22 protein-coding genes, 5 tRNA genes and 1 other RNA gene are annotated in these 22,642 nt (G+C 51.6%); 19 read left to right on the plus strand and 9 right to left on the minus strand.

Annotation, left to right across the window (positions count from 1 at the left end):
* Positions 1-111: 111 nt before the first annotated feature.
* From QNN86_RS04925 to glmS, 7 genes are all read right to left on the minus strand, one after another.
* Positions 112-1,416 carry a dicarboxylate/amino acid:cation symporter gene (locus QNN86_RS04925; RefSeq protein ID WP_181618935.1) on the minus strand — a complete coding sequence of 435 codons (1,305 nt, stop codon included), beginning with the start codon at positions 1,414-1,416 and terminating at the stop codon, positions 112-114.
* A gap of 168 nt (positions 1,417-1,584) precedes the next feature.
* Positions 1,585-1,902, minus strand: a complete 318-nt coding sequence (locus QNN86_RS04930; RefSeq protein WP_096757829.1) for a DUF4387 domain-containing protein — start codon at positions 1,900-1,902, stop codon at positions 1,585-1,587.
* Entirely contained in the window at positions 1,899-3,269 is a 1,371-nt protein-coding gene (locus QNN86_RS04935) for an acyclic terpene utilization AtuA family protein (protein WP_135322621.1), read from the minus strand. The genes QNN86_RS04930 and QNN86_RS04935 overlap by 4 nt, the downstream gene beginning before the upstream one ends.
* Positions 3,270-3,272: 3 nt before the next feature.
* A complete protein-coding gene (locus QNN86_RS04940) occupies positions 3,273-4,514 on the minus strand; it encodes a methylaspartate ammonia-lyase (protein WP_279277106.1) in 1,242 nt (413 codons plus the stop codon).
* Positions 4,514-5,959 (minus strand): methylaspartate mutase subunit E, encoded by a 1,446-nt coding sequence (locus QNN86_RS04945; RefSeq protein WP_182270160.1) that lies wholly within the window; start codon positions 5,957-5,959, stop codon positions 4,514-4,516. The genes QNN86_RS04940 and QNN86_RS04945 overlap by 1 nt, the downstream gene beginning before the upstream one ends.
* An 18-nt stretch (positions 5,960-5,977) precedes the next feature.
* Positions 5,978-7,366 carry a methylaspartate mutase accessory protein GlmL gene (gene glmL, locus QNN86_RS04950; RefSeq protein WP_181618938.1) on the minus strand — a complete coding sequence of 463 codons (1,389 nt, stop codon included), beginning with the start codon at positions 7,364-7,366 and terminating at the stop codon, positions 5,978-5,980.
* The gene (gene glmS / locus QNN86_RS04955) at positions 7,366-7,815 is read right to left on the minus strand and encodes a methylaspartate mutase subunit S (RefSeq protein WP_096757824.1); all 450 of its coding nucleotides are present in this window, start codon (positions 7,813-7,815) and stop codon (positions 7,366-7,368) included. Before glmS ends, glmL begins: the two co-directional genes overlap by 1 nt.
* A 1,225-nt stretch (positions 7,816-9,040) precedes the next feature.
* Here glmS and cydA point away from each other — a divergent pair.
* The 19 genes from cydA to pnuC all read left to right on the plus strand — a co-directional run bounded on the left by cydA (position 9,041) and on the right by pnuC (position 21,007).
* Positions 9,041-10,609, plus strand: a complete 1,569-nt coding sequence (gene cydA / locus QNN86_RS04960) for a cytochrome ubiquinol oxidase subunit I (protein WP_096757823.1) — start codon at positions 9,041-9,043, stop codon at positions 10,607-10,609.
* A 15-nt stretch (positions 10,610-10,624) separates the two neighbouring features.
* Positions 10,625-11,764 (plus strand): cytochrome d ubiquinol oxidase subunit II, encoded by a 1,140-nt coding sequence (cydB, locus tag QNN86_RS04965; RefSeq protein WP_181618939.1) that lies wholly within the window; start codon positions 10,625-10,627, stop codon positions 11,762-11,764.
* A 14-nt stretch (positions 11,765-11,778) separates the two neighbouring features.
* Positions 11,779-11,892 (plus strand): cytochrome bd-I oxidase subunit CydX, encoded by a 114-nt coding sequence (gene cydX / locus QNN86_RS04970; RefSeq protein WP_096757821.1) that lies wholly within the window; start codon positions 11,779-11,781, stop codon positions 11,890-11,892.
* Positions 11,892-12,185, plus strand: a complete 294-nt coding sequence (ybgE, locus tag QNN86_RS04975) for a cyd operon protein YbgE (protein WP_096757820.1) — start codon at positions 11,892-11,894, stop codon at positions 12,183-12,185. The genes cydX and ybgE overlap by 1 nt, the downstream gene beginning before the upstream one ends.
* Before the next feature lie 275 nt (positions 12,186-12,460).
* Positions 12,461-12,865: a tol-pal system-associated acyl-CoA thioesterase gene (gene ybgC, locus QNN86_RS04980; RefSeq protein WP_045441116.1), complete on the plus strand. Its 405-nt coding sequence runs from the start codon at positions 12,461-12,463 to the stop codon at positions 12,863-12,865.
* Positions 12,862-13,554 carry a Tol-Pal system protein TolQ gene (tolQ, locus tag QNN86_RS04985; protein ID WP_096757819.1) on the plus strand — a complete coding sequence of 231 codons (693 nt, stop codon included), beginning with the start codon at positions 12,862-12,864 and terminating at the stop codon, positions 13,552-13,554. The genes ybgC and tolQ overlap by 4 nt, the downstream gene beginning before the upstream one ends.
* A gap of 3 nt (positions 13,555-13,557) precedes the next feature.
* The gene (gene tolR / locus QNN86_RS04990; protein ID WP_005125437.1) at positions 13,558-13,986 is read left to right on the plus strand and encodes a colicin uptake protein TolR; all 429 of its coding nucleotides are present in this window, start codon (positions 13,558-13,560) and stop codon (positions 13,984-13,986) included.
* Positions 13,987-14,050: 64 nt separating this feature from the next.
* Positions 14,051-15,319, plus strand: coding sequence for a cell envelope integrity protein TolA (gene tolA, locus QNN86_RS04995; protein ID WP_414210707.1), 1,269 nt, complete (start codon positions 14,051-14,053; stop codon positions 15,317-15,319).
* A 130-nt stretch (positions 15,320-15,449) separates the two neighbouring features.
* The gene (gene tolB / locus QNN86_RS05000) at positions 15,450-16,742 is read left to right on the plus strand and encodes a Tol-Pal system beta propeller repeat protein TolB (protein ID WP_096757817.1); all 1,293 of its coding nucleotides are present in this window, start codon (positions 15,450-15,452) and stop codon (positions 16,740-16,742) included.
* Positions 16,743-16,776: 34 nt separating this feature from the next.
* On the plus strand, positions 16,777-17,295 hold the full coding sequence (pal, locus tag QNN86_RS05005; protein ID WP_006685431.1) for a peptidoglycan-associated lipoprotein Pal: 519 nt from the start codon (positions 16,777-16,779) through the stop codon (positions 17,293-17,295).
* Positions 17,296-17,304: 9 nt separating this feature from the next.
* Positions 17,305-18,093 carry a cell division protein CpoB gene (gene cpoB, locus QNN86_RS05010; RefSeq protein ID WP_096757816.1) on the plus strand — a complete coding sequence of 263 codons (789 nt, stop codon included), beginning with the start codon at positions 17,305-17,307 and terminating at the stop codon, positions 18,091-18,093.
* Between the two features lie 165 nt (positions 18,094-18,258).
* A tRNA-Lys gene (locus tag QNN86_RS05015) sits at positions 18,259-18,334 on the plus strand.
* Positions 18,335-18,369: 35 nt separating this feature from the next.
* A tRNA-Val gene (locus QNN86_RS05020) sits at positions 18,370-18,445 on the plus strand.
* Between the two features lie 3 nt (positions 18,446-18,448).
* Positions 18,449-18,524, plus strand: a tRNA-Lys gene (locus QNN86_RS05025).
* 49 nt (positions 18,525-18,573) lie between these two features.
* Positions 18,574-18,649 (plus strand) — tRNA-Lys (locus tag QNN86_RS05030).
* 47 nt (positions 18,650-18,696) lie between these two features.
* Positions 18,697-18,772: transfer RNA gene (locus QNN86_RS05035), tRNA-Lys, on the plus strand.
* A 22-nt stretch (positions 18,773-18,794) separates the two neighbouring features.
* Positions 18,795-18,928: non-coding RNA, RtT sRNA (locus tag QNN86_RS05040), on the plus strand.
* 290 nt (positions 18,929-19,218) lie between these two features.
* Positions 19,219-20,262: a quinolinate synthase NadA gene (gene nadA, locus QNN86_RS05045; protein ID WP_181499451.1), complete on the plus strand. Its 1,044-nt coding sequence runs from the start codon at positions 19,219-19,221 to the stop codon at positions 20,260-20,262.
* Between the two features lie 25 nt (positions 20,263-20,287).
* On the plus strand, positions 20,288-21,007 hold the full coding sequence (pnuC, locus tag QNN86_RS05050) for a nicotinamide riboside transporter PnuC (RefSeq protein ID WP_096757814.1): 720 nt from the start codon (positions 20,288-20,290) through the stop codon (positions 21,005-21,007).
* Here the strand turns inward: pnuC and zitB are convergent.
* Both zitB and QNN86_RS05060 read right to left on the minus strand, forming a co-directional pair.
* Complete coding sequence (gene zitB / locus QNN86_RS05055; protein WP_115259031.1) at positions 21,004-21,945, minus strand: CDF family zinc transporter ZitB; 942 nt, start codon at positions 21,943-21,945, stop codon at positions 21,004-21,006. The genes pnuC and zitB overlap by 4 nt on opposite strands.
* A 113-nt stretch (positions 21,946-22,058) precedes the next feature.
* Positions 22,059-22,433: a YbgS-like family protein gene (locus QNN86_RS05060; protein WP_181499129.1), complete on the minus strand. Its 375-nt coding sequence runs from the start codon at positions 22,431-22,433 to the stop codon at positions 22,059-22,061.
* Positions 22,434-22,642: the final 209 nt, after the last annotated feature.

A 22,642-nucleotide genomic window follows, 5' to 3' on the forward strand; every position in this document is an offset into this window, starting at 1 on the left:
AAAAACCTTATCGACCTGGTAAGACGCTTCGCGTCGCCATCAGGTGTGGCTCTCTTATCGGATAGCGGCGTAAACGCCTTACCCGGCCTAAAGATCGCAGTTATCGAACAGTTAAGACAAAGCAACTTCCGTTTCAGTAACCGGACGATCCTGTTCCGGGGTTTTCACTGGCGCTTTACCACGACAACCTGAGCCGAAGTGTTCACCTTCCCAACGGCTCACGATGGCAGCACCCATGGCATTACTCATTACGTTAGTGGCAGAACGACCCATATCGAGGAACGGATCGACGCCCATCAGCAGGATCAGACCGGCTTCCGGAATGTTGAACTGGTTCAGCGTAGCGGCGATAACGACCATGGATGCACGCGGTACACCCGCCATCCCTTTAGAGGTCAGCATCAGGATCAACAACATGGTGATTTGCTCGCCCATGCTCAGTTCGATGTTGCACGCCTGGGCAATAAAGACGGTGGCAAAGGAGCAGTAGGCCATGGAGCCGACCAGGTTAAACGAGTAACCGATAGGCAGTACGAAACTGGCAATTTTGGACGAGACGCCAAACTTCTCCAGTTTGTCCAGCGTGCCCGGGAAGGCGGCTTCAGAACTGGAGGTGGTAAAGGCCAGCAGCGCCGGTTCAAGAATGGATTTAGTCAGACGGCTGATGCATGGGCCGACAATCATGGTCGACAGGCCAATCAGGATAGCCCACAGCATACCCAGCGTCAGGTAGAACTCGCCCATGAAGATCCCGGCGCTCACCATCACACCCAGACCACGTTCGGCAATCAGACCTGAAATCGCGGCAAAAACGGTCAGCGGTGCGAACAGCATGACGTAGCCAGTCAGCTTCAGCATCACGTGGACCAGTGAATCCAGTACCTTCACGATAGGATCGGCTTTTTCGCCAATGGCGGCCAGGCTGCAACCGAGGAAAATAGAGAACACCACGATCTGCAGGATTTCGTTTCGTGCCATCGCGTCAACGATACTGGTCGGTACCGCGTGCGAGATAAATACTTTCAGCGTGAACGGTTCTGACTTAACGGCTGCGACAGCACCGACGTCATGCGGAACAAAGTTGATGCCCGCACCCGGCTGGAAGATGTTAACGATAACCAGACCCAGCGCAATTGACACCAGAGAGGCGCAAATAAACAGGAAAAAGGTTTTAGAAAATATACGTCCCAGCGTTTTGGCATCGCCCATTTTGGCAATACCAACAACCAGCGTGGAGATAACCAATGGCGCGATAATCATTTTCACCATACGTAAGAATATAGTGGTGAAAATAGAAATATCCGCTGCATAAGATTTTGCCGTTTCAGCCGCGGCCATATTATTTATGGCCACCCCGGCAATCATGCCGAGTATCAGACCTAATATGATCATCTTCGTTAAACTAATTTTCTTCATGTGTACTCCATCGGATAAAGGCTGGTAATGAAAATTGTGTAGGGTGGCGTGTGCCTGAGCCGGGACAGCAGCTCAGGCGCACGCCTGTTGTGACCAACCGCATGAATACTTCGAAGCACTGTGATACCGCTGAATTCTGTGCTCCAATGGTTGTTATTTTGTTTTTTATTACAAATCGAACTCAATACTTAATAATGGCGCGTGTTGCTGCGCGCCATAAACATCATTGTCACCGACGTTGCCGGAAATAATATCGCGAGGCATGACGATCTTTACCGCATTCGCTGGGTCAAACCAGACAATGTTATGAATAAAGTCAGGCTCCACGTTATATAAACCAGCAATAAGCTGCGGTGTTAATTGCTCGCAGGCTTTTACCCGCAGATAGTCTTCTTTGGTTTTAAATAAAATATCTAAAACCAGTTCGTACGGTCCGGCATTTTTGGAACGGATGACCTGCGCCAGTGAACAAATTGAGTGTTTCATGCCTGAACTCCTTCTGGCGTGACCTGTTCAATGTGAAAATCAAAACGCAGTGCATCGCTGGCTTCAATCAGGTGATAGATTGAGAACTCATACACCGGGCCACTCTGAATATCAGATGGCGAGAACGGGAAAGCGAGGTTGCCCGCAGTCGCAATGCGATTTTCATAGCCGTAGTGCAGCAGGGTAGAGCGCACCAGCGAGCAGACGCTGTTGGCGATATCCTGCGTCGGTGCGACCACGTCCAGTAAAATCCCCAGTTCGTGACCGGCGGTTTTAATCGGCTCATGATTGCCCATCACACCGTTCTTCCCGTACAGGTGGAACGTCATGCGGATACTGTCATCATTCAGCGAGAGGTTACGTGCTACGCTTGCCTGTACCTCTTCAAGAATGGTGTCAATTCCGGCAATCATAATCGGGTCGCGTGTCCCGGCGATGGTCAGGCAACGGAAGCCAACCTGACGTGCCCCTTCCAGCTTCAGCGCATACGGCGTCTCTTCATGACGTGAGCCGCTGACATACACTTCGCCGTCGTTTACCGCGGTGAAGGTACATGCTTTCAGGTTCAGCACGCCGCCTGGTCCCGGCAGGAAGTACGGATCGGACTTCTCATACAGGGTGTGCGCTGCGGCGGAAGTTTCAGTGAACTTACGCTTTGGATTGAACGCTTTCAGCGTAAAGCCGTTGTCGTCAATGATCCCCATCGCACAATCTGAGCCGGAGCCCGGGGTGGCGGCAATAGCAGCACACTCAAGGATCTTACCGCAGTGAAGCGCCAGACCTTCATCAAAACCCTGCATAATCGGCAGGGCGGCGAAGCAGGCCGGATCGTAGGCTCGTCCGCCCAGTACCACCTGCGCACCGGCTTCCAGCGCACGCTGGAAAGGCTCGACGCCCATCTGCGCGACGATGTAGGTGCTCTCTTCAATCGCCTCGTGAGTCAGTTCAGGGACGAAATCCAGGGCGGTGATCTTGCCGTTATCCAGCGCCTGATGAACGACTTCTTTGTCGACATCTGACGGGATCAGCGCCATTGAGAAGGACAGTTTTTCTTCCTGCGCAATCTCATGAATAATCTGGCGACACCACTCCAGATGCGGAGCGGCACCAGAACCACCGGCGGTACCGATGACCACCGGGATGTTGTTCTTAACGCCCGCCACGATCATATAGCGCAGATCGCGTTTTACGCCGGCCCTGTCGGTAAACGGTTTACCTGCCCCCAGGTAGTGGGGGCCAGGATCGGAGGAACCCGCGTCAACAGCAATAAGATCCGGTGACTCTTCCATGGCTTTACGAAAACTTTCTTCCGGGAAGCCATAACCCAGGATAGCCGTAGGCGATAAGATCTTAAATGTGCGTGCCATTTCTTAATCCTTAGTCTGCAACAGCGCGATGGTGCGGTTCATTTCGTTAAACACGATGTTGAGACCTTCATCGAAACCCATACCCGGTTTGATCAACATGCGCATTGGACGCGCGGCCAGCGCGACGTGTACGCAGGTGCGAGCACTGATCTCGGTTTCGTTACAGGTACCGCCCTGATAGGCTTCCATTGCGTGTTTGTTGCAGTACAGCACCGCATCAACGATGTTGTGAATGCCGCCGAGATCCGGGGTTTTGATCTGCACCATATGGCAGCTTCCGGCATCGGTGAAGTCGACGATATCCTGATAGGTGTTACACCATTCATCAGCAACGATTTTCACGCCGGAACCCAGACGGGTTAGTTCTTTGGTGATGGCGGTCAGCATGCGGATCTGATCCGGCTTGTTACCAGCATCAACCGGGCCTTCGATGTACAGCGGCAGACCCTGTGCTTCAACTTCCAGGCTGGCGATGTATTCGGCGCAGCGAACCGGATCCATATCGAAAATCAGACCGATGGTGCCGTACACATCAATATGCAGCGTTGGGTGGTAACGCTCGCTGGTGCGCAGGCTTAAGATACGGTTAGACAACCAGCGCACATACTCACGCAGTTTTTCGCCTTTAAAGCCCAGTTTCTCTTCGACGTTGTTGATCAGCGCGTGCGGCAGGACGTCCACGCCCTTAAGGATCATTTTGTCGACGGCGATATAACGGTCGTCGCCGCTCTGGCCGAATAAAGGAATCGCTTCCGGGACGCACGGCAGCTGCCATTCATCACAAACGACCTCTGTTTTCAGACGACCGGTGGCCAGTGCAGCGGCATCCAGCAGCGCCTGAGACAGACCGTAACGTACTGCGGTATGTAACAGATGACCATCAATACGCAGTTGATCGAAGAAACGGGCGTTCGGCAGGAACGCATCGACATCGCGGCCTTCCAGCAGCGGCTTGATGTGATCGTTGAGGAACGGAATGAAGTTCTCTGCCAGGAACAGCGGGTCACGACCGCCCGCACCGGAATACTGCACGGCTGCGCAATCACCGACCGCTACCGCGCCGTTTTCCAGAATCAACTGAACCGAAACGCATTCACCCGCCTGACGAACAGAGGTAAAACCAGGCGTTACCGGCGCGCCGGTGTAGATGAACCCATCGTGACCTGCGCCGTCTTTAATGGCCTGCTGGTCGTCAAAATAAAATGAGGAGTAGCCAGCTGTGAAAAGGGCCTGTTTAATTTTCATTATGGTCTTCCTATTAATTTACTGTGGGATACGGCGTTGATGTCATCAATGACCATCTGGAAAGAAGGCTTACGGCCTTCAAAGTGGGCGCGCTCTGCGACGTAGTCGTGGTGCAGGGCGAGAATATCTTTCGGCAACGGTACGGAGCCAGCTTCAAGAATACGGATGGCGCCTGAGTTATCGCGAACCGGCAGGATTTTGCCAGCGTTACAGGCTGCTGGTGCGAAAGGCACGTCCAGTACGCCAGCTTCAAAGGCCAGCACGGTACCGCGTGCAATGTCGCCGTTACCCAGTTCGAAGACTTTCTTCAGCACTGCGCGGACTTCGCTCTTAATCAGATCAACTTCCTGCTCCACGGCTGCACACTGCGGGAATTTCTGGTCGCTAACCATGTTCAGCATCTGACGTGACGCTTTGAGGCCCTGGGCGTTTGCTGCCGCAGTCGGGATACCAAACGCTTCATGCGGGCTCTTGGTGATCACTTTCGTTGCGCCAGACATGCCAGCTACTGCGGCACCCCAGGCGATGACGGAGAAAGCTTTCGCTTCGTCTTCCGGGAATCCGCCCATCCACTGATGGAATACGGTGCTCAGCTCATAGTCGTCGAAGCCGTAGTTCTGGAAGTATTCGTGTGACAGTTCACGCAGCGCTTGAATCGCAGCGATGTCCTGCGTCAGGCTACCGACCTGGCCGTAGCCCACAGTAATCGACTTCACGCCCTGTTCCAGCGCCAGCAGACCTTCGATAATCGCCACCGAGTGAGACATGAATGGCGGGATCAGGGTGCCGGTCAATGGACCAAACGGTTCACGGTTAATGCGGATCCCGTTTTCTTCGTACAGGCCCATCAGACGGTCGCAGTACTGCCAGTCACGGATGGATTTTTCCAGGGTGACACGCTTGGCGTAAGGGATGTTGTAGGAGATGCCGCCACCTTCGTAGCTGGTAAAACCACTGGACATGGCAATTTCTGCCAGCAAGCGCGCATCTGGCGTACCGTGGCGAACCTGGATAGGTTTTTCCAGCGATTCCGTCATCCGGCGGCAGGCAGCAACCCCGTGGTTGACGACCGGTAAACCATTCAGCTTGGACGTACCCGCTTCGATGGATTTCTGGATCCCGACGGCGGCTTCTTCATAACGGTTCAGACGGGTATAGGCATCGATGGTGCTGGGCAGCAGGTCGCACTCTTGCTGCAATGTTTTGAGCAGTGCAATGTGCTCATCCATTAATGCAACGCCTGCACGCGGCTGGCTCAGGGTTTTACCTTCCTGATCGGCTTTTAACAGCGCGAGGGAGAAGCGCTTATGATCTGGAATTGTTTGCTGGTACTTCACGCCATCTTCGAAGTTCTCAACGTCTTTGCCGGTTTCCCAGGTTTGTAACACCTGCAGCCTTTCGGTCATAAATTCGTCATGGGTCAGTTTTTTATTTCGAAGTTCCATTCGTAGCTGCCTTAAGTTTTATAGGGTTAAACACTGAATGCTGGTGCGAGCAGCGGCTTGCGGGTACAGCCTGGCGACGTTTGCCAGTAGAGGGAGCAGGCCATGTGAATCGCGGTAATACTCAAACTGATTCGGTAACAGAATTCTTTTACCCTGGTCGTCCAACTCCCGATATTTGAGCCAGTTATGAATATCAAACTGGCTGGCGCGCGAGAGCCATCCCCCTGAACCGACAACTTTGCGTACGGTGGTGAGATCGCGACCCATCTGTAAATCCACGTTACCTACGCAGGTGCAAACCTGCTTTTTAGTGCCCGCGTGGCGCTCAGTGGCATAGCCCACGCACAAACCTGCCAGCAGGGTGTCGAAATATTTCTCTTCCTCGCTGAGTGGCAGGTAATCCGGTTGCCCAACCAGATGGCGCAGATAGCGATAAAACGCCTCTTCGCGCTGTGGCTGTTGGGCAAAGATAACTTTCACCATATCCTGCGTGCTTTCTCCGACGACAACGGCGGAAACGCGCATCCCCAAATCGCCTTCAACGGTTCGTTTGACGAAAGGTTCTGGGACGCCGTGCAGGACGGTGTCAGGGGAGAGGGTATTCGCGCTGGCGGAATAGACATCCGTGGTGGCGCCGCCCATGTCGATCAGCATGAATTCCTTCCATGCGCTGTCGTAATCGCTAATCGCTTTTACCAGTTCATACACCGTCCACGGCGTGGGCATCGGCTCTTCGCCGGTTTCACCAACAATAACGTCCAGGCCTTTGCCTTTGACGATGCGGGACAAAAACACATCGCAAATGGCCTGACGAGCAGCAAACGGATTAGGGTGGTCGAGATCGGGCAGGATGTTATCTACCGTGGTCAGATCTTTATGTCCCAGGAGAGTTTGCACATCGTCCTGAATGTCGCGGTTACCGGCGTAGATAATGGCGCAGTCAAGCTTTGACTCGGCCAGCGCACGCGCATTAGCCAGACCGTAGCTTTCTTCACCGCCATCCGTGCCACCGGTAAACAACAGGATGTCTGGTGGTGATGATTCCAGCTCCTGAATGTCATGGCGGTTAAGTTTGTACGAATAATATTGCGCGATTTTTGCGCCAGCCGAATGGGCGGTCACTTTGGCCGATTCCAGCGTAATGGAAGGCACCAGCCCCATTGCTGCAACGGCGAGTCCACCTTTGGCTGACGAGGAGTATTTCAACTGCACTTCACCGCTTTTCAGTAACGGGCGAGCATCGGCAACATTTAGCACCTGATTCAGGCTGGCAAAAAAACCGTCTGCCAGATGATGTGTGGTGGTTGGGGTCAGGACATGGTTTATCAGCGTTAATTCTTCCCCTTCATGTGCGAAGAGGGCTGCCTTGGTCCATGTCGAGCCGATATCGACAGAAACTGTTTGCATCAGATAGCCTCTTCCAGGCAACGCTGCTCGAGGCCATTGTGTTGGTGAATGTCATTGGTGATAAGCGCGCAAACATCTTCCAGGTCGTGGCTTGGTGCAAAGACGCGGTTAAAGCCCATTTCTTTAAACTTCACTTCGACGTCGGCAAAGTCATGTTTGCCCACAACCAGGTTGCCGCCGACATACAGCAGAATATCGCCGAGGCCACGTTCGATGCAGCGCTCACGCAAGCCGAGGCAGTCGATATCACCGTGGCCATAGATAGATGACACCACGATGGCATCCGCGCCTGTTTCAATCGCGGCATCAATATATTCATCCTGACTCACCATCACCCCGAGGTTGATTACGTGAAAATCGTGGGAGGTAAAAACGCGATCCAGAACTTTATTGCCTACTGCATGGCAGTCAGCACCGATAACGCCAATAACAAGTGTAGATTTCTTCATGGGGAATCCTCTGTAGGGCTGATGGTCAATAAGTAAAAATTATTTTTTAATATTTAGAGCATGGATTGTGACAACCTCTTAATAGAGTCGGAGTTTCTGTGGAAGCTGAAAAGGAAGCAATTGATCTATTTTCAAAATATCCTGATTAAAATGATTGTTATAATTGCGTTTTAGTAAATCTGCGTTAAATCAATGAGTTGTGTTGTTGTTTTTGTCGTATTGTCATTTTGTTAGTAAATTCACTAATAAATAACTTGCCATCTTTGTGATCAAAATCTTATTTTGTTGTGCGGGGTTTTAATGTGCAATTTTTAATAATATAAAAAGGTAAGTTCACTAAATAACTTGTGAACGACATAACGTTTTTTTATTTATATATCTTATATGGCAGAAATTATTTTTGTTAAATTTAAGATAAAAATGATAATGGATTGTTCCGAACATATTTAATCTTTGCCGCATAAGCAAAGGGGAGGAATGACCTATAACTTATAGTGATGTTTTGGGCGATGATGTTTGGGTTTCGGCGTACGGCGGTGATCCCGCTTCGCTGAGTCACTGAATGCAGCGCATTTCACTTCTGATTGAGATAGTTACATTTCGGTGTTAATTATAAGTAAAATTAAAATGAATTATTTGTTTAAAATAGCGGATATATGGCTTGCTAAAAAAAATCTGTGAGCTACCCAGCAAGAGTGACTCTTTATCTACCCCTCAGACTTTTGGCGTCTCAATAGATTAAAAGATCGTGTAGATTTTAATTAATAACCTATCATTTATGATAACGCCGCTTAGCCATTGTAAAACAAGAAATTAACATGAAATTCACTAATCACCCTCATCATGAACATCATTAACATTAAAGTTGGAAATTGATTTAAATCAATGTTTAAAACTTGGTAAATGCACATGAAAGAGGTTAAATTGCTGCAGATCAAATTGGTCTGAAAGTGGTAAATTAGCTATAAATTGATCACTATCGAAAAATGCAAATTTGTCTCGATAAAAACCTGTTTATTGTAAGGATTTTACGGCGTAATATAATTGCGGGATCAATTTGAGTGTTTTATTAACATGTTTGTAACTTTTCATCATTGTCCTTTCTTCAAATGAGTAGAAAGGGCGACGGTGGAAGGACGCAAATAAATTTGTATTGGGGCATGCGTGTGACCCTTTCTAACGGGGTTCACTCTCGGAGTCTTCATGCGATGAGCAAGGAGTCATGATGTTAGATATAGTCGAACTGTCGCGCTTACAGTTTGCCTTGACCGCGATGTACCACTTCCTTTTTGTGCCACTAACGCTGGGTATGGCGTTTTTGTTGGCCATCATGGAAACGGTCTACGTCCTTTCCGGCAAACAGATTTATAAAGATATGACCAAGTTCTGGGGCAAGTTGTTTGGTATCAACTTCGCTCTGGGTGTGGCTACCGGTCTGACCATGGAGTTCCAGTTCGGGACTAACTGGTCTTACTATTCCCACTATGTCGGGGATATTTTCGGTGCGCCGCTGGCGATCGAAGGTTTGATGGCCTTCTTCCTCGAATCCACCTTTGTAGGTCTGTTCTTCTTCGGCTGGGACCGTCTGAGTAAAGTCCAGCATATGTGTGTCACCTGGTTGGTGGCATTGGGTTCTAACCTGTCTGCGCTGTGGATCCTCGTGGCGAACGGCTGGATGCAAAACCCAATTGCAGCGGATTTCAACTTCGAAACCATGCGCATGGAGATGCTGAGCTTCTCTGAACTGGTGCTTAACCCGGTTGCACAGGTGAAATTTGTTCACACTGTAGCGTCTGGTTATGTCTGCGGCGCGATGTTCGTTCTGGGTATCAGCTCTTACTATATGCTGCGCGGTCGTGACTTCGCATTTGCTAAGCGTTCTTTTGCTATCGCTGCCAGCTTCGGTATGGCTGCCATTCTGTCTGTTATCGTTCTGGGTGATGAGTCCGGTTACGAAATGGGCGACGTGCAGAAAACCAAACTTGCCGCGATTGAAGCAGAGTGGGAAACACAGCCTGCACCGGCATCCTTTACGCTGTTCGGTATTCCGGACCAGGATGCGCAGGAAAACCATTTTGCGATTCAAATCCCTTACGCGCTGGGCATCATTGCTACCCGCTCTGTTGATACACCGGTCATTGGTCTGAAAGACCTGATGGTGCAGCACGAAGAGCGTATCCGTAACGGGATGAAAGCGTATCAGCTGCTGGAAGAACTGCGTGCGGGTTCCACCGATCAGGCCGTTCGTGACCAGTTCAACAGCATGAAGAAAGATCTGGGATATGGTCTGCTGCTGAAACGCTATACCGACAAAGTGACCGACGCGACCGAAGCGCAAATTCAGCAGGCAACGAAAGATTCTATTCCTCGTGTCGCTCCGCTGTACTTTGCGTTCCGTATCATGGTGGCGTGCGGCATTCTGATGCTGGCTATCATCGCGGTTTCCTTCTGGACCGTGATTCGTAACCGTATCGGTGAGAAAAAATGGCTGCTGCGTACTGCGCTGTATGCGCTTCCGCTGCCATGGATTGCCATTGAGTCCGGTTGGTTTGTTGCAGAGTACGGGCGTCAACCGTGGGCGATAGGTGAAGTGCTACCGACAGCCGTGGCGAACTCGTCGCTGACTGCGGGCGATCTGATCTTCTCGATGCTGTTGATTTGCGGCCTGTATACCCTGTTCCTGGTGGCTGAACTGTACCTGATGTTCAAGTTCGCACGCCTTGGCCCGAGCAGCCTGAAAACCGGTCGTTATCACTACGAGCAGTCCACTGTGACTTCTCAGCCGGCACGCTAAGACAGGAGTCGTCAAATGATCGATTATGAAGTATTGCGTTTTATCTGGTGGCTGCTGGTTGGCATTCTGCTGATTGGTTTTGCAGTCACTGATGGTTTCGACATGGGGGTGGGCATGCTCACCCGTTTCCTCGGTCGTAATGATACCGAGCGTCGAATTATGATTAACTCCATCGCCCCACACTGGGACGGTAACCAGGTTTGGCTCATCACCGCGGGCGGCGCATTATTTGCTGCCTGGCCGATGGTGTATGCCGCTGCGTTCTCCGGCTTCTATGTAGCGATGATTCTGGTACTGGCGTCCTTGTTCTTCCGTCCGGTCGGTTTTGATTACCGCTCTAAGATTGAAGACATGCGCTGGCGCAACATGTGGGACTGGGGCATCTTCATTGGTAGCTTCGTACCGCCGCTGGTCATTGGTGTGGCGTTCGGTAACCTGCTGCAAGGGGTTCCGTTCCATATGGATGAGTACATGCGTTTGTACTACACCGGTAACTTCTTCCAGTTGCTGAATCCGTTTGGTCTGCTGGCCGGTGTGGTAAGCGTGGGCATGATCATCACTCAGGGGGCGACCTATCTGCAGATGCGTACCGTAGGTGAACTGCACCTGCGTGCACGCGCCACCTCTCAGGTTGCTGCACTGGTGACGCTGGTGTGCTTCGCGCTGGGCGGTGTCTGGGTTATGTACGGTATTGACGGTTATGTTGTGACCTCTGCACTGGATCACCACGCTGCCTCTAACCCGATGACCAAAGAAGTCGCGCGAGTTGCGGGCGCATGGATGGTGAACTTTAACAATGCACCTATCCTGTGGCTGGTTCCGGCTCTGGGTGTAGCCCTGCCGCTGCTGACCATCCTGACGTCTCGTATGGAGAAAGGGGCCTGGGCGTTCGTCTTCTCTTCACTGACGTTGGCCTGCATCATCCTGACTGCGGGTATCGCAATGTTCCCATTTGTGATGCCATCCAGCACCATGATGAATGCCAGCCTGACCATGTGGGATGCTACCTCCAGCCAGAGAACATTGAACCTGATGACCTGGGTTGCGGCGGTGTTTGTACCGATCATTCTGCTCTACACCAGCTGGTGTTACTGGAAAATGTTCGGTCGTATCACCAAAGAAGATATTGAAAACAACACCCACTCTCTGTACTAAGTAAGGAGCTAAAAATGTGGTATTTCGCATGGATTTTGGGAACGCTTCTTGCCTGTGCATTTGGGATAATCACAGCGCTGGCGCTTGAGCATGTCGAAGCAGGCAAAGCAGGGCCAGAAGAAAGCTAATGACCAACGTTATCGCGATGTTATATAACGCGATGGATAAGCGCCCCTTGCGGGCGCTTTCTTTAGTCATGGCGTTAGTGTTGGCAGGATGTATTTTTTGGGATCCCTCACGCTTCGCAGCAAAAACCAGCGAGCTTGAAATCTGGCATGGCCTTCTGCTGATGTGGGCGGTCTGCGCCGGCATTATCCATGGCGTCGGGTTTCGTCCTCGCGCGGTGCACTGGCAGGGCATCTTCTGCCCGCTGATAGCCGACATCGTGCTGGTGGTTGGTCTGATTTTCTTCTTCTTTTGAATAAGAAACATCCTTAAATATTTATGGGCTTGCATAAGCCCATAATTTTTTACTCTCCGTTTACTTTCCCCCATTCCAAAGCATCATTCCCGCGCGTATAGTAGCACCGGTTAAAAGCTCTAACTTTTGTTGCATTACCGGGATGTAAAGTGAATACAACGCGATATACAAACGACATTCTTGAAGCATCGCGGCGGCAAGAACGCGAGTCACCTGGCGCTTACAAAAGTAAGTAACCGGTGTGAGTGGGCGAAGCCAACAAAGAGGCAGTAAGAATGAATAAGTATATTTTTCGATGGCCGGTTCGTGTCTATTATGAAGACACCGACGCCGGTGGGGTGGTTTACCACGCCAGTTACGTCGCTTTTTATGAACGAGCACGCACAGAGATGCTGCGTCATCATCACTTTAGTCAGCAAGTACTGCTGGCCGAACGTGTAGCCTTTGTGGTGCGCAAGATGACCCTGGAATATTTTGCGCCAGCCAGGCTCGACGACATGCTCGAAGTCCAAACCGAAATTACGTCAATGCGTGGCACCTCATTGGTTTTCACGCAACGCATTGTCAACGCAGAGAACACCGTGCTGAATGAAGCCGAAGTTCTGATTGTTTGCGTTGATCCACTCAAGATGAAGCCTCGTGCGCTTCCCAAGTCTATTGTCGCGGAGTTTAAGCAGTGACTGACATGAATATCCTTGATTTGTTCCTGAAGGCAAGCCTTCTGGTTAAACTTATCATGTTGATTTTGATTGGTTTCTCAATCGCATCCTGGGCCATTATTATCCAGCGGACCCGTATACTGAATGCGGCTTCACGTGAAGCAGAAGCGTTTGAAGACAAGTTTTGGTCCGGCATCGAATTATCGCGCCTGTATCAGGAAAGTCAGGGGCGTCGTGATAATCTGACGGGTTCTGAACAAATTTTCTACAGCGGATTCAAAGAATTTGCGCGACTGCATCGGGCTAATAGCCATGCACCGGAAGCGGTGGTTGAGGGGGCATCCCGTGCGATGCGTATCTCCATGAACCGTGAGCTGGAAACACTGGAAACGCATATTCCGTTCCTCGGCACCGTCGGTTCCATCAGTCCGTATATCGGTCTGTTCGGTACCGTTTGGGGGATCATGCATGCGTTTATCGCCCTAGGTGCGGTAAAACAGGCAACCCTGCAAATGGTTGCTCCGGGTATCGCAGAAGCACTGATTGCCACCGCAATCGGTCTGTTTGCGGCAATCCCGGCGGTTATGGCGTACAACCGACTGAATCAGCGTGTGAATAAGCTGGAACTGAATTACGACAACTTCATGGAAGAGTTCACCGCGATTCTGCACCGCCAGGCGTTTACCGTTAGCGAGAGCAACAAGGGGTAAACCATGGCCAGAACGCGTGGACGAGGTCGTCGCGAACTTAAGTCCGAAATCAATATTGTACCGCTGCTCGATGTACTGCTGGTGCTGCTGCTGATCTTTATGGCAACGGCGCCGATCATTACCCAGAGCGTGGAAGTCGATCTGCCGGATGCGACCGAATCGCAGGCCGTCAGCAGTAACGACGAACCACCGGTCATTATTGAAGTTTCCGGTGTTGGGCAGTACAGCGTGGTGGTTGAGAAAGACAGAATGGATCAACTGCCGCCGGAGCAGGTTATCGCGGAAGCGAAAAGCCGCCTGCAGACCAATCCGAAAACGGTCTTCTTAATCGGTGGTGCGAAAGACGTGCCTTATGATGAAATAATTAAAGCGCTGAATCTGTTACACAGCGCAGGCGTGAAATCGGTTGGCTTGATGACGCAGCCAATCTGATGTCTGCGTATTCCTGGCTTGAAAGATAGCGCGTAACAGGCGAACAGTTTTTTGGGAACCCAGAGTGTCAAAGGCAACCGAACAAAACGACAAGCTCAAACGGGCGATAATTATTTCAGCGGTGCTGCATGTCATTTTATTTGCGGCATTGATCTGGAGTTCGTTCGATGAGCACATTGATGCTTCAGGCGGCGGTGGCGGTTCGTCTATTGACGCCGTCATGGTCGATCCTGGTGCCGTTGTTCAACAGTACGACAGGCAGCAGCAGCAGCAGGCAAGTGCGAAACGCGCAGAAGAACAGCGTGAAAAGCAGGCGCAGCAGCAGGCCGAGGAACTTCGTGAGAAGCAGGCGGCCGAGCAGGAACGACTGAAGCAGTTAGAGAAAGAACGTTTAGCCGCGCAGGAAAAAGTGCGCGAACAGACGGAACAGCAAAAACAGGCTGAAGCTGCGGCCGCGAAAGCGCAGGAGCAACAGAAGCAGGCTGAAGAAGCGGCGGCGAAAGCGGCTGCAGACGCCAAAGCCAAGGCGGACGCTCAGGCGAAACAAGCTGCAGATTCTGCGAAGAAAGCCGCTGCTGACGCGGCGAAAAAAGCAGAGGCTGACGCCGCAGCAAAAGCCGCCGCTGATGCGAAGAAAGTTGCCGAGGCGCAAGCCGCCAAGGCTGCTGCAGATGCAGCGAAAAAAGCACAAGCAGAAGCCGCTAAGCAAGCTGCTGCCGAGAAGGCAGCAGCAGAGAAGGCCGCTGCAGCTGCAGAGAAAGCTGCAGCCGCGAAAGCTGCCGCCGCTGAAAAAGCCGCTGCTGATAAGAAAGCAGCAGCCGAAAAAGCGGCAGCAGACAAGAAAGCCGCTGCCGCAGAAAAGGCCGCCGCAGACAAGAAAGCTGCCGCTGATAAAGCCGCTGCTGCCAAAAAAGCTGCAGCGGAGAAAGCCGCGGCAGCCTCTGGCGTTGACGATCTGTTAGGTGATTTAAGCTCCGGTAAGAATGCACCGAAATCAGGTGGTGGCGCGAAAGGTAGTAACGCTGCTCCGGCGGGGAGTGGTAATACTAAAAATAATGGTGCATCAGGCGCTGAGATCAGTAACTACGCCGGGCAGATTAAAACGGCTATCGAGAGTAAGTTTTACGACGCATCATCCTATGCAGGTAAAACCTGTTCGTTGCGTATAAAACTGGCTCCTGACGGGATGTTACTGAGTATTCAGTCGGAAGGCGGCGATCCTGCGCTCTGTCAGGCTGCACTTGCGGCAGCTCGACAGGCTAAGATTCCTAAGCCACCGAGCCAGGCAGTATATGAAGTCTTTAAAAACGCACCGCTGGACTTTAAACCTTAAACCTGTTTTTCCGTATTTTCGGACGAAAACAGTCTAAGGTTGAGACAGAGTTCTGGTAGTTTTGTGTATTTGAGTTTGTTAACATTCTGCTAAATTATCGTGGGCTTTTGGTCCAGATAAGGGAGATATGATGAAGCAGGCATTACGAGTAGCATTTGGTTTTCTGATGCTGTGGGCAGCGGTGCTGCATGCAGAAGTACGTATCGAGATCACCCAAGGGGTGGACTCGGCGCGCCCGATTGGTGTTGTCCCGTTCCAGTGGGCAGGGCCGGGTGCTGCACCTGAAGATATCGGTGGTATCGTGGGCGCTGACCTGCGTAACAGCGGTAAATTCAACCCATTAGACCGGTCTCGTCTGCCTCAGCAGCCGGGCACTGCGGCTGAAGTTCAGCCTGCGGCATGGTCTGCGCTGGGTATTGATGCCGTAGTAGTCGGTAAGGTTACGCCGAATCCGGACGGTTCCTACAGCGTGGCTTATCAGCTGGTGGATACCGGCGGTGCGCCGGGTACCGTACTGGCACAGAACACCTACAAAGTGAACAAGCAGTGGCTGCGTTACGCGGGCCATACTGCCAGTGACGAAGTGTTTGAAAAACTGACCGGTATTAAGGGCGCATTCCGTACCCGTATCGCGTACGTTGTTCAGACTAACGGTGGCCAGTTCCCGTATGAATTACGCGTGTCTGACTACGATGGCTACAACCAGTTTGTGGTTCACCGCTCTCCGCAGCCGTTGATGTCTCCGGCATGGTCTCCGGACGGGTCTAAACTGGCCTACGTAACCTTTGAAAGCGGTCGTTCTGCACTGGTTATCCAGACGCTGTCTAACGGCGCTGTGCGTCAGGTTGCATCGTTCCCGCGTCACAACGGTGCGCCAGCATTCTCTCCGGATGGCAGCAAACTGGCATTTGCCCTGTCTAAAACCGGTAGTCTGAATCTGTATGTGATGGACATTGGCTCTGGCCAAATCCGTCAGGTCACTGATGGTCGCAGCAACAACACGGAACCAACCTGGTTCCCGGACAGCCAAAACCTGGCCTTCACGTCTGACCAGGCCGGGCGTCCGCAGGTATACAAAGTTAATGTCAACGGCGGTGCTCCGCAGCGCATAACCTGGGAAGGTTCGCAAAACCAGGATGCGGATGTCAGCAGCGACGGTAAATTTATGGTAATGGTAAGCTCAAACAGTGGGCAGCAGCACATTGCCAAACAAGATCTGGTAGCGGGTGGCGTACAAGTTCTGTCGTCAACGTTCCTGGATGAAACGCCAAGTCTGGCACCTAACGGCACTATGGTAATCTACAGCTCTTCTCAGGGGATGGGATCCGTGCTGAATTTGGTTTCTACAGATGGGCGTTTCAAGGCGCGTCTTCCGGCAACCGATGGTCAGGTTAAATTCCCTGCCTGGTCGCCGTATCTGTGATAATAAATAATTGATTAATAAAGGAATCATTGAAATGCAACTGAACAAAGTGCTGAAAGGGCTGATGATTGCTCTGCCTGTTATGGCTATTGCGGCATGTTCTTCTAACAAGAACGCCAGCAATGACGGCAGCGAAGGCATGCTGGGTGCCGGCACTGGTATGGATGCAAACGGCAGCGGCAACATGTCCTCCGAAGAGCAAGCGCGTCTGCAGATGCAACAGCTGCAGCAGAACAACATCGTTTACTTTGATCTGGACAAGTACGATATCCGTTCTGACTTCGCTGCAATGCTGGATGCGCACGCTAACTTCCTGCGTAGCAACCCGTCTTACAAAGTCACCGTAGAAGGTCATGCGGACGAACGTGGTACTCCTGAGTACAACATTTCCCTGGGTGAGCGTCGTGCGAACGCCGTTAAGATGTACCTGCAGGGTAAAGGCGTTTCTGCTGACCAGATCTCCATCGTTTCTTACGGTAAAGAAAAACCTGCAGTACTGGGTCATGACGAAGCGGCTTACTCCAAAAACCGTCGTGCCGTACTGGTTTACTAAGAGAATTGCATGAGCAGTAACTTCAGGCATCACCTGTTGAGTCTGTCGTTACTGGTTGGCATAGCGGCCCCTTGGGCCGCTTTTGCACAGGCGCCAATCAGTAGTGTCGGCTCAGGCTCGGTCGAAGACCGTGTCACTCAACTCGAGCGTATTTCTAACGCTCACAGTCAGCTTTTAACCCAACTCCAGCAACAACTCTCCGATAACCAGTCCGATATTGATTCCCTGCGTGGTCAAATTCAGGAAAGTCAGTATCAACTGAATCAGGTTGTTGAGCGCCAGAAGCAGATTTTGACGCAGATGGACAGTCTTAGCAGCGGTGGTACGCCAGCGGCGCAGCCAGCAGCGGGCGACCAGAGCGGGGCTGCGGCCCCTGCGTCGGGTGCAGGCGCAGCAGCGACGTCAGGCGTTCCAGCAAGCTCTGGCGATGCGAATACCGATTACAATGCGGCAATTGCGCTGGTGCAGGATAAATCCCGCCAGGATGACGCGATTGAAGCATTTCAGAACTTCATCAAAAATTACCCTGATTCCACCTACCTGCCGAACGCGAATTACTGGCTGGGACAGTTGAATTACAACAAGGGTAAAAAAGATGATGCGGCGTTCTATTTTGCATCGGTAGTTAAAAACTTCCCGAAATCACCGAAGGCTGCAGACGCGATGTACAAAGTTGGCGTCATCATGCAGGACAAAGGTGATAAAGAAAAAGCCAAAGCGGTTTATCAACAGGTTATCACTAAATACCCTGGTACTGATGGCGCGAAACAAGCGCAAAAACGCCTTGGCGCGATGTAATGTGCACCATGCGACCAGAAATCGTGTTATTTCTGGTCGCGTCGTGTGATTCCTAAGCAGTTGAGTTATTTACATCGAAATTTTTGTTGCGCTAAAATCTGAAATCAGTAATATATGCCGCCGTTGCCAAGGGATATCAAACAGCCCGAAAGCGGCAAAAAAAGTGGGGCGTTAGCTCAGTTGGTAGAGCAGTTGACTTTTAATCAATTGGTCGCAGGTTCGAATCCTGCACGCCCCACCACTAACTTAGCAGTAAGCAGTATCCAGCGTAGTATCGGGTGATTAGCTCAGCTGGGAGAGCACCTCCCTTACAAGGAGGGGGTCGGCGGTTCGATCCCGTCATCACCCACCACTCGGGGCGTTAGCTCAGTTGGTAGAGCAGTTGACTTTTAATCAATTGGTCGCAGGTTCGAATCCTGCACGCCCCACCAATTATTTTTGGTGGTTCCGAGTAAAAAATATTTCAGGCAACACCCGTATGGGGCGTTAGCTCAGTTGGTAGAGCAGTTGACTTTTAATCAATTGGTCGCAGGTTCGAATCCTGCACGCCCCACCAATACCGCGGTGGGTTCCTGAAAAGAGTAAAGCAGTAAACCCCATATGGGGGCGTTAGCTCAGTTGGTAGAGCAGTTGACTTTTAATCAATTGGTCGCAGGTTCGAATCCTGCACGCCCCACCAGTGTAAAAAGGCGCACTAAAGGCGCCTTTTTGCTATGCACGGAATTCAAAGATTCGAACCTGCAGCAGGTTCGGGTCTCACGCAGTGAGACAACGGAGCCGTTTACGGCGACGGCCCGGAGGGCGAGCGAAGCGAGTCATCCTGCACGCCCCACCAGTGTAAAAAGGCGCCCTAAAGGCGCCTTTTTACTATCTGCGATTTATAAGATTCGAACCTACTTTCCTGATGGTGCCGCGCTTATCAGATCTACGAAGCTACAAATCGACACCGTACCTGTAGGCCGGATAAGACGCCAGTCGCCATCCGGCATTGTCCAACGCAATTATTGTGACTTTTTTACGCCAATCCGCTATCTTGTTTAGCATATAAAACAAATCTAACCGATTATGGCGTACGTCACGCTTTTACTCGGTTGTTTCGTTAAGCCAGTAAAACGAGAAAGCATGATGAGCGTGATGTTTGACCCTGAAGCCGCAATTTATCCGTTTCCGCCTAAGCCGCTGCCGCTGAGCGAAGATGAAAAACAATTTTATCGCGAGAAAATCAAACGCCTGCTAAAAGAGCGCGATGCTGTGATGGTGGCGCACTATTATACCGACCCGGAGATCCAACAGCTGGCTGAGGAAACCGGTGGATGCATTTCTGACTCGCTGGAGATGGCGCGGTTTGGCTCAAAGCATTCGGCCTCTACGCTGCTGGTGGCTGGGGTCCGATTTATGGGCGAAACGGCTAAAATCCTCAGCCCGGAAAAGACCATTCTGATGCCAACGCTGCAGGCGGAATGTTCCTTAGACCTGGGCTGTCCAATCGACGCATTCAGTACATTTTGCGATGCGCATCCGGACCGCACCGTGGTGGTGTATGCCAACACGTCGGCGGCAGTGAAAGCGCGTGCGGACTGGGTGGTGACATCCAGCATTGCGGTTGAACTTATTGAGCACCTGGATAGTTTAGGTGAAAAAATCATCTGGGCTCCGGACAAGCATCTGGGCAACTACGTGCAAAAACAGACCGGAGCCGATGTTCTTTGTTGGCAAGGGGCCTGTATCGTCCATGACGAATTCAAAACGCAGGCATTAACCCGCATGAAAGGGTTATATCCCGACGCAGCCGTGCTGGTACACCCTGAATCGCCTCAATCAATCGTTGATATGGCCGATGCCGTGGGGTCGACGAGTCAGCTCATCAACGCGGCAAAAACGTTACCGCATAAGCAGCTTATCGTGGCGACTGACCGGGGTATTTTTTACAAAATGCAGCAGGCTGTGCCGGACAAAGAGTTGCTTGAAGCCCCGACTGCCGGCGAAGGGGCAACCTGTCGCAGCTGTGCGCATTGCCCGTGGATGGCGATGAACGGCCTCAAAGCGATTGCAGAGGGCCTTGAGCAAGGTGGGGCAGCCCATGAGATACAGGTTGATGACGCGCTGCGAGAAGGGGCACTATTGCCGTTAAACCGCATGCTGGAATTTGCGGCTACACTACGAGCTTAAATAAATTATTGCTCTGGGGGAAAAGATGGATTTTTTTAGCACGCAGAATATTTTGGTTCATATCCCGATCGGCGCGGGCGGATATGATCTGTCATGGATTGAGGCGGTAGGTACCGTTGCTGGTTTACTGTGTATTGGTCTGGCAAGCCTTGAGAAAATCAGCAACTACGTCTTTGGTCTGATAAACGTCACGCTGTTTGCGATCATCTTCTTTCAGATCCAGCTCTACGCCAGCCTGTTATTACAGGTGTTCTTTTTTGCCGCCAATATCTACGGCTGGTATGCCTGGTCCCGACAAACCAGCCAACATGAGGCTGAGCTGAAAATTCGCTGGCTGCCGCTGCCGAAAGCGCTAAGTTGGCTGGCGGCTTGCGTGGTGGCGATTGGTCTGATGACGGTATTTATCGATCCGGTCTTCGCGTTTCTGACCCGTATGGCCGTGAACATTATGCAAGGGCTGGGATTACAGGTTGCCGCACCTGAGTTGCAACCCGATGCATTCCCGTTCTGGGATTCCTGCATGATGGTGCTGTCGATTGCGGCGATGATCCTGATGACGCGGAAATACGTCGAAAACTGGCTGCTGTGGGTGATCATTAACGTCATCAGCGTGGTGATCTTCGCCCTACAAGGCGTGTATGCGATGTCGCTGGAATACATGATCCTCACCGTTATTGCGCTTAACGGCAGCAGGATGTGGATGAACAGCGCGCGCGAACGTGGCTCACGCGCGCTCTCCCATTAGTGATGGTGATGTGAATGGCCGGACAGTCCCTGATACAGGTGGCAGTCCGGTCCGTTGCATGGCTGATATTCCATCTGGATCGTTGCGTGTTCAATCTGATAATGATGCGTCAGGAAATGTTGAATGCGTTCCAGCAATGCGTCGTGATCGTGCGGGGGAACCACCTGCACATGTAGCGTCATCACCGGTTTCTCACCCACCATCCAGACGTGCACATGGTGCACGTTGCGAACTTCAGGAATATCCCGGCTGAGGTGGCGCTGTAGCGCGGGAATATCCAGTGACAGCGGTGCGCCTTCGAGTAATTCGTTCACGCTATCTTTCAATAACCGCCAGGCGCTACGCAGTACCAGCACGGAAACCAGAATCGACAGGATCGGATCCGCTGGCGTCCAGCCAGTCCAGATGATGATCAACGCCGCGATGATCGCGCCAACCGACCCCAGTAAATCGCCCATTACGTGCAAGGCCGCGGCGCGAACATTGAGGTTCTTCTCCTCGCTCCCGCGATGCAGCACCCAAAAGGCAAGAACGTTAGCCAGTAAACCTGCCACGGCAATCACCATCATCATGCCGCCAGCTACCGGTCGTGGGGTATAGAAGCGCTCTATCGCCTCCCAGACGATTAAAATGGTGATCACCACTAGCGCGATAGCGTTCACAAACGCGGCCAGCGTCGTGAGCCTCAGCCAGCCGAACGTGTGTCGGATGGTCGGCGGTCGGCGAGCAAACCTGACAGCCAGCAGGGCAAAAAGCAGCGCGGCTGCATCTGTCAGCATATGACCGGCGTCCGCCAGCAGCGCCAGCGAGCCTGACAGGATCCCGCCGACCACCTCCACGAACATAAATCCCGCCGTAATGCAGAAGGCGAACAGCAGTCGACGGGCGTTATTATCTTTGGGCAGGTCAGGGGAAGTGGGGGTATGTGAGTGCGCCATAATGTCATCCCTTTGTTATTCTCATGATTACTGTATGACATCATACCGGGTTTGGGCTGACAAAATTAAAAAGGAGAGCTTTTGCTCTCCCGTTATTAGCCATATTTTTAGCTTTACTGGGTGGTGCCGTCGGTTTTGGTGTCTACGTCATTGTTGATACCGTTTCCGGTCTCTACCTTCTTGTTGATATCCGGACAACGACCGTCTTTGCACATTGAGTTTTTGTGCATCTCGTCTTTGGTCATCCCTTCATGATTCATTGATGAACCGTTCGGATGCAGCATGGTGCCACCCGAATTAACGTTGTTGTTGTCGACATTATTCGGCGCCACGTTCTCACGTGCGTCCGGTGCGATTTGACCGGCATCCGCCGAAGAGTTCGCCTGACCGTTATTTGACTGCGTGTTTGCGTCTGCAGCCAACGCCGCGCCGCTGGCGAGGCCAAGAGTGGCGGTAAGAAAGAGTGAGGCCAGCTTTGTCATTTGCATAATATGCTCCTGTTATGGTCGATATGTCGGATAACCTCTTCCAACAGTGCATGTGCCAGTTAAATCCTCAGAAGGTAGTTAACTATTTCAGTATGAAAATTAAAACCAGCATAGAATATTGAAATTAATAAAAAAATAAGCTGTTGCAGTTATAAATTGTAGTTTGGATCTCGTTTATCGCTACTTTATTGCGTTTTTTTGGCCTATTC

The sequence above is a fragment of the Citrobacter sp. C348 genome, from assembly GCF_047467975.1.
Taxonomy (GTDB): domain Bacteria; phylum Pseudomonadota; class Gammaproteobacteria; order Enterobacterales; family Enterobacteriaceae; genus Citrobacter; species Citrobacter gillenii.

What these genes read in the sequence shown, in the direction of transcription:
- cpoB (WP_096757816.1), top strand. Translation starts at nt 17,305, where the DNA reads ATGAGCAGTAACTTCAGGCATCACCTGTTGAGTCTGTCGTTACTGGTT.
- glmS (WP_096757824.1), bottom strand. Translation starts at nt 7,815, where the DNA reads ATGAAGAAATCTACACTTGTTATTGGCGTTATCGGTGCTGACTGCCAT.
- glmL (WP_181618938.1), bottom strand. Translation starts at nt 7,366, where the DNA reads ATGCAAACAGTTTCTGTCGATATCGGCTCGACATGGACCAAGGCAGCC.
- tolR (WP_005125437.1), top strand. Translation starts at nt 13,558, where the DNA reads ATGGCCAGAACGCGTGGACGAGGTCGTCGCGAACTTAAGTCCGAAATC.
- nadA (WP_181499451.1), top strand. Translation starts at nt 19,219, where the DNA reads ATGAGCGTGATGTTTGACCCTGAAGCCGCAATTTATCCGTTTCCGCCT.
- QNN86_RS04935 (WP_135322621.1), bottom strand. Translation starts at nt 3,269, where the DNA reads ATGGCACGCACATTTAAGATCTTATCGCCTACGGCTATCCTGGGTTAT.
- ybgC (WP_045441116.1), top strand. Translation starts at nt 12,461, where the DNA reads ATGAATAAGTATATTTTTCGATGGCCGGTTCGTGTCTATTATGAAGAC.
- QNN86_RS04945 (WP_182270160.1), bottom strand. Translation starts at nt 5,959, where the DNA reads ATGGAACTTCGAAATAAAAAACTGACCCATGACGAATTTATGACCGAA.
- QNN86_RS05060 (WP_181499129.1), bottom strand. Translation starts at nt 22,433, where the DNA reads ATGCAAATGACAAAGCTGGCCTCACTCTTTCTTACCGCCACTCTTGGC.
- QNN86_RS04925 (WP_181618935.1), bottom strand. Translation starts at nt 1,416, where the DNA reads ATGAAGAAAATTAGTTTAACGAAGATGATCATATTAGGTCTGATACTC.
- tolB (WP_096757817.1), top strand. Translation starts at nt 15,450, where the DNA reads ATGAAGCAGGCATTACGAGTAGCATTTGGTTTTCTGATGCTGTGGGCA.
- zitB (WP_115259031.1), bottom strand. Translation starts at nt 21,945, where the DNA reads ATGGCGCACTCACATACCCCCACTTCCCCTGACCTGCCCAAAGATAAT.
- pal (WP_006685431.1), top strand. Translation starts at nt 16,777, where the DNA reads ATGCAACTGAACAAAGTGCTGAAAGGGCTGATGATTGCTCTGCCTGTT.
- QNN86_RS04940 (WP_279277106.1), bottom strand. Translation starts at nt 4,514, where the DNA reads ATGAAAATTAAACAGGCCCTTTTCACAGCTGGCTACTCCTCATTTTAT.
- QNN86_RS04930 (WP_096757829.1), bottom strand. Translation starts at nt 1,902, where the DNA reads ATGAAACACTCAATTTGTTCACTGGCGCAGGTCATCCGTTCCAAAAAT.
- cydB (WP_181618939.1), top strand. Translation starts at nt 10,625, where the DNA reads ATGATCGATTATGAAGTATTGCGTTTTATCTGGTGGCTGCTGGTTGGC.
- ybgE (WP_096757820.1), top strand. Translation starts at nt 11,892, where the DNA reads ATGACCAACGTTATCGCGATGTTATATAACGCGATGGATAAGCGCCCC.
- cydA (WP_096757823.1), top strand. Translation starts at nt 9,041, where the DNA reads ATGTTAGATATAGTCGAACTGTCGCGCTTACAGTTTGCCTTGACCGCG.
- cydX (WP_096757821.1), top strand. Translation starts at nt 11,779, where the DNA reads ATGTGGTATTTCGCATGGATTTTGGGAACGCTTCTTGCCTGTGCATTT.
- pnuC (WP_096757814.1), top strand. Translation starts at nt 20,288, where the DNA reads ATGGATTTTTTTAGCACGCAGAATATTTTGGTTCATATCCCGATCGGC.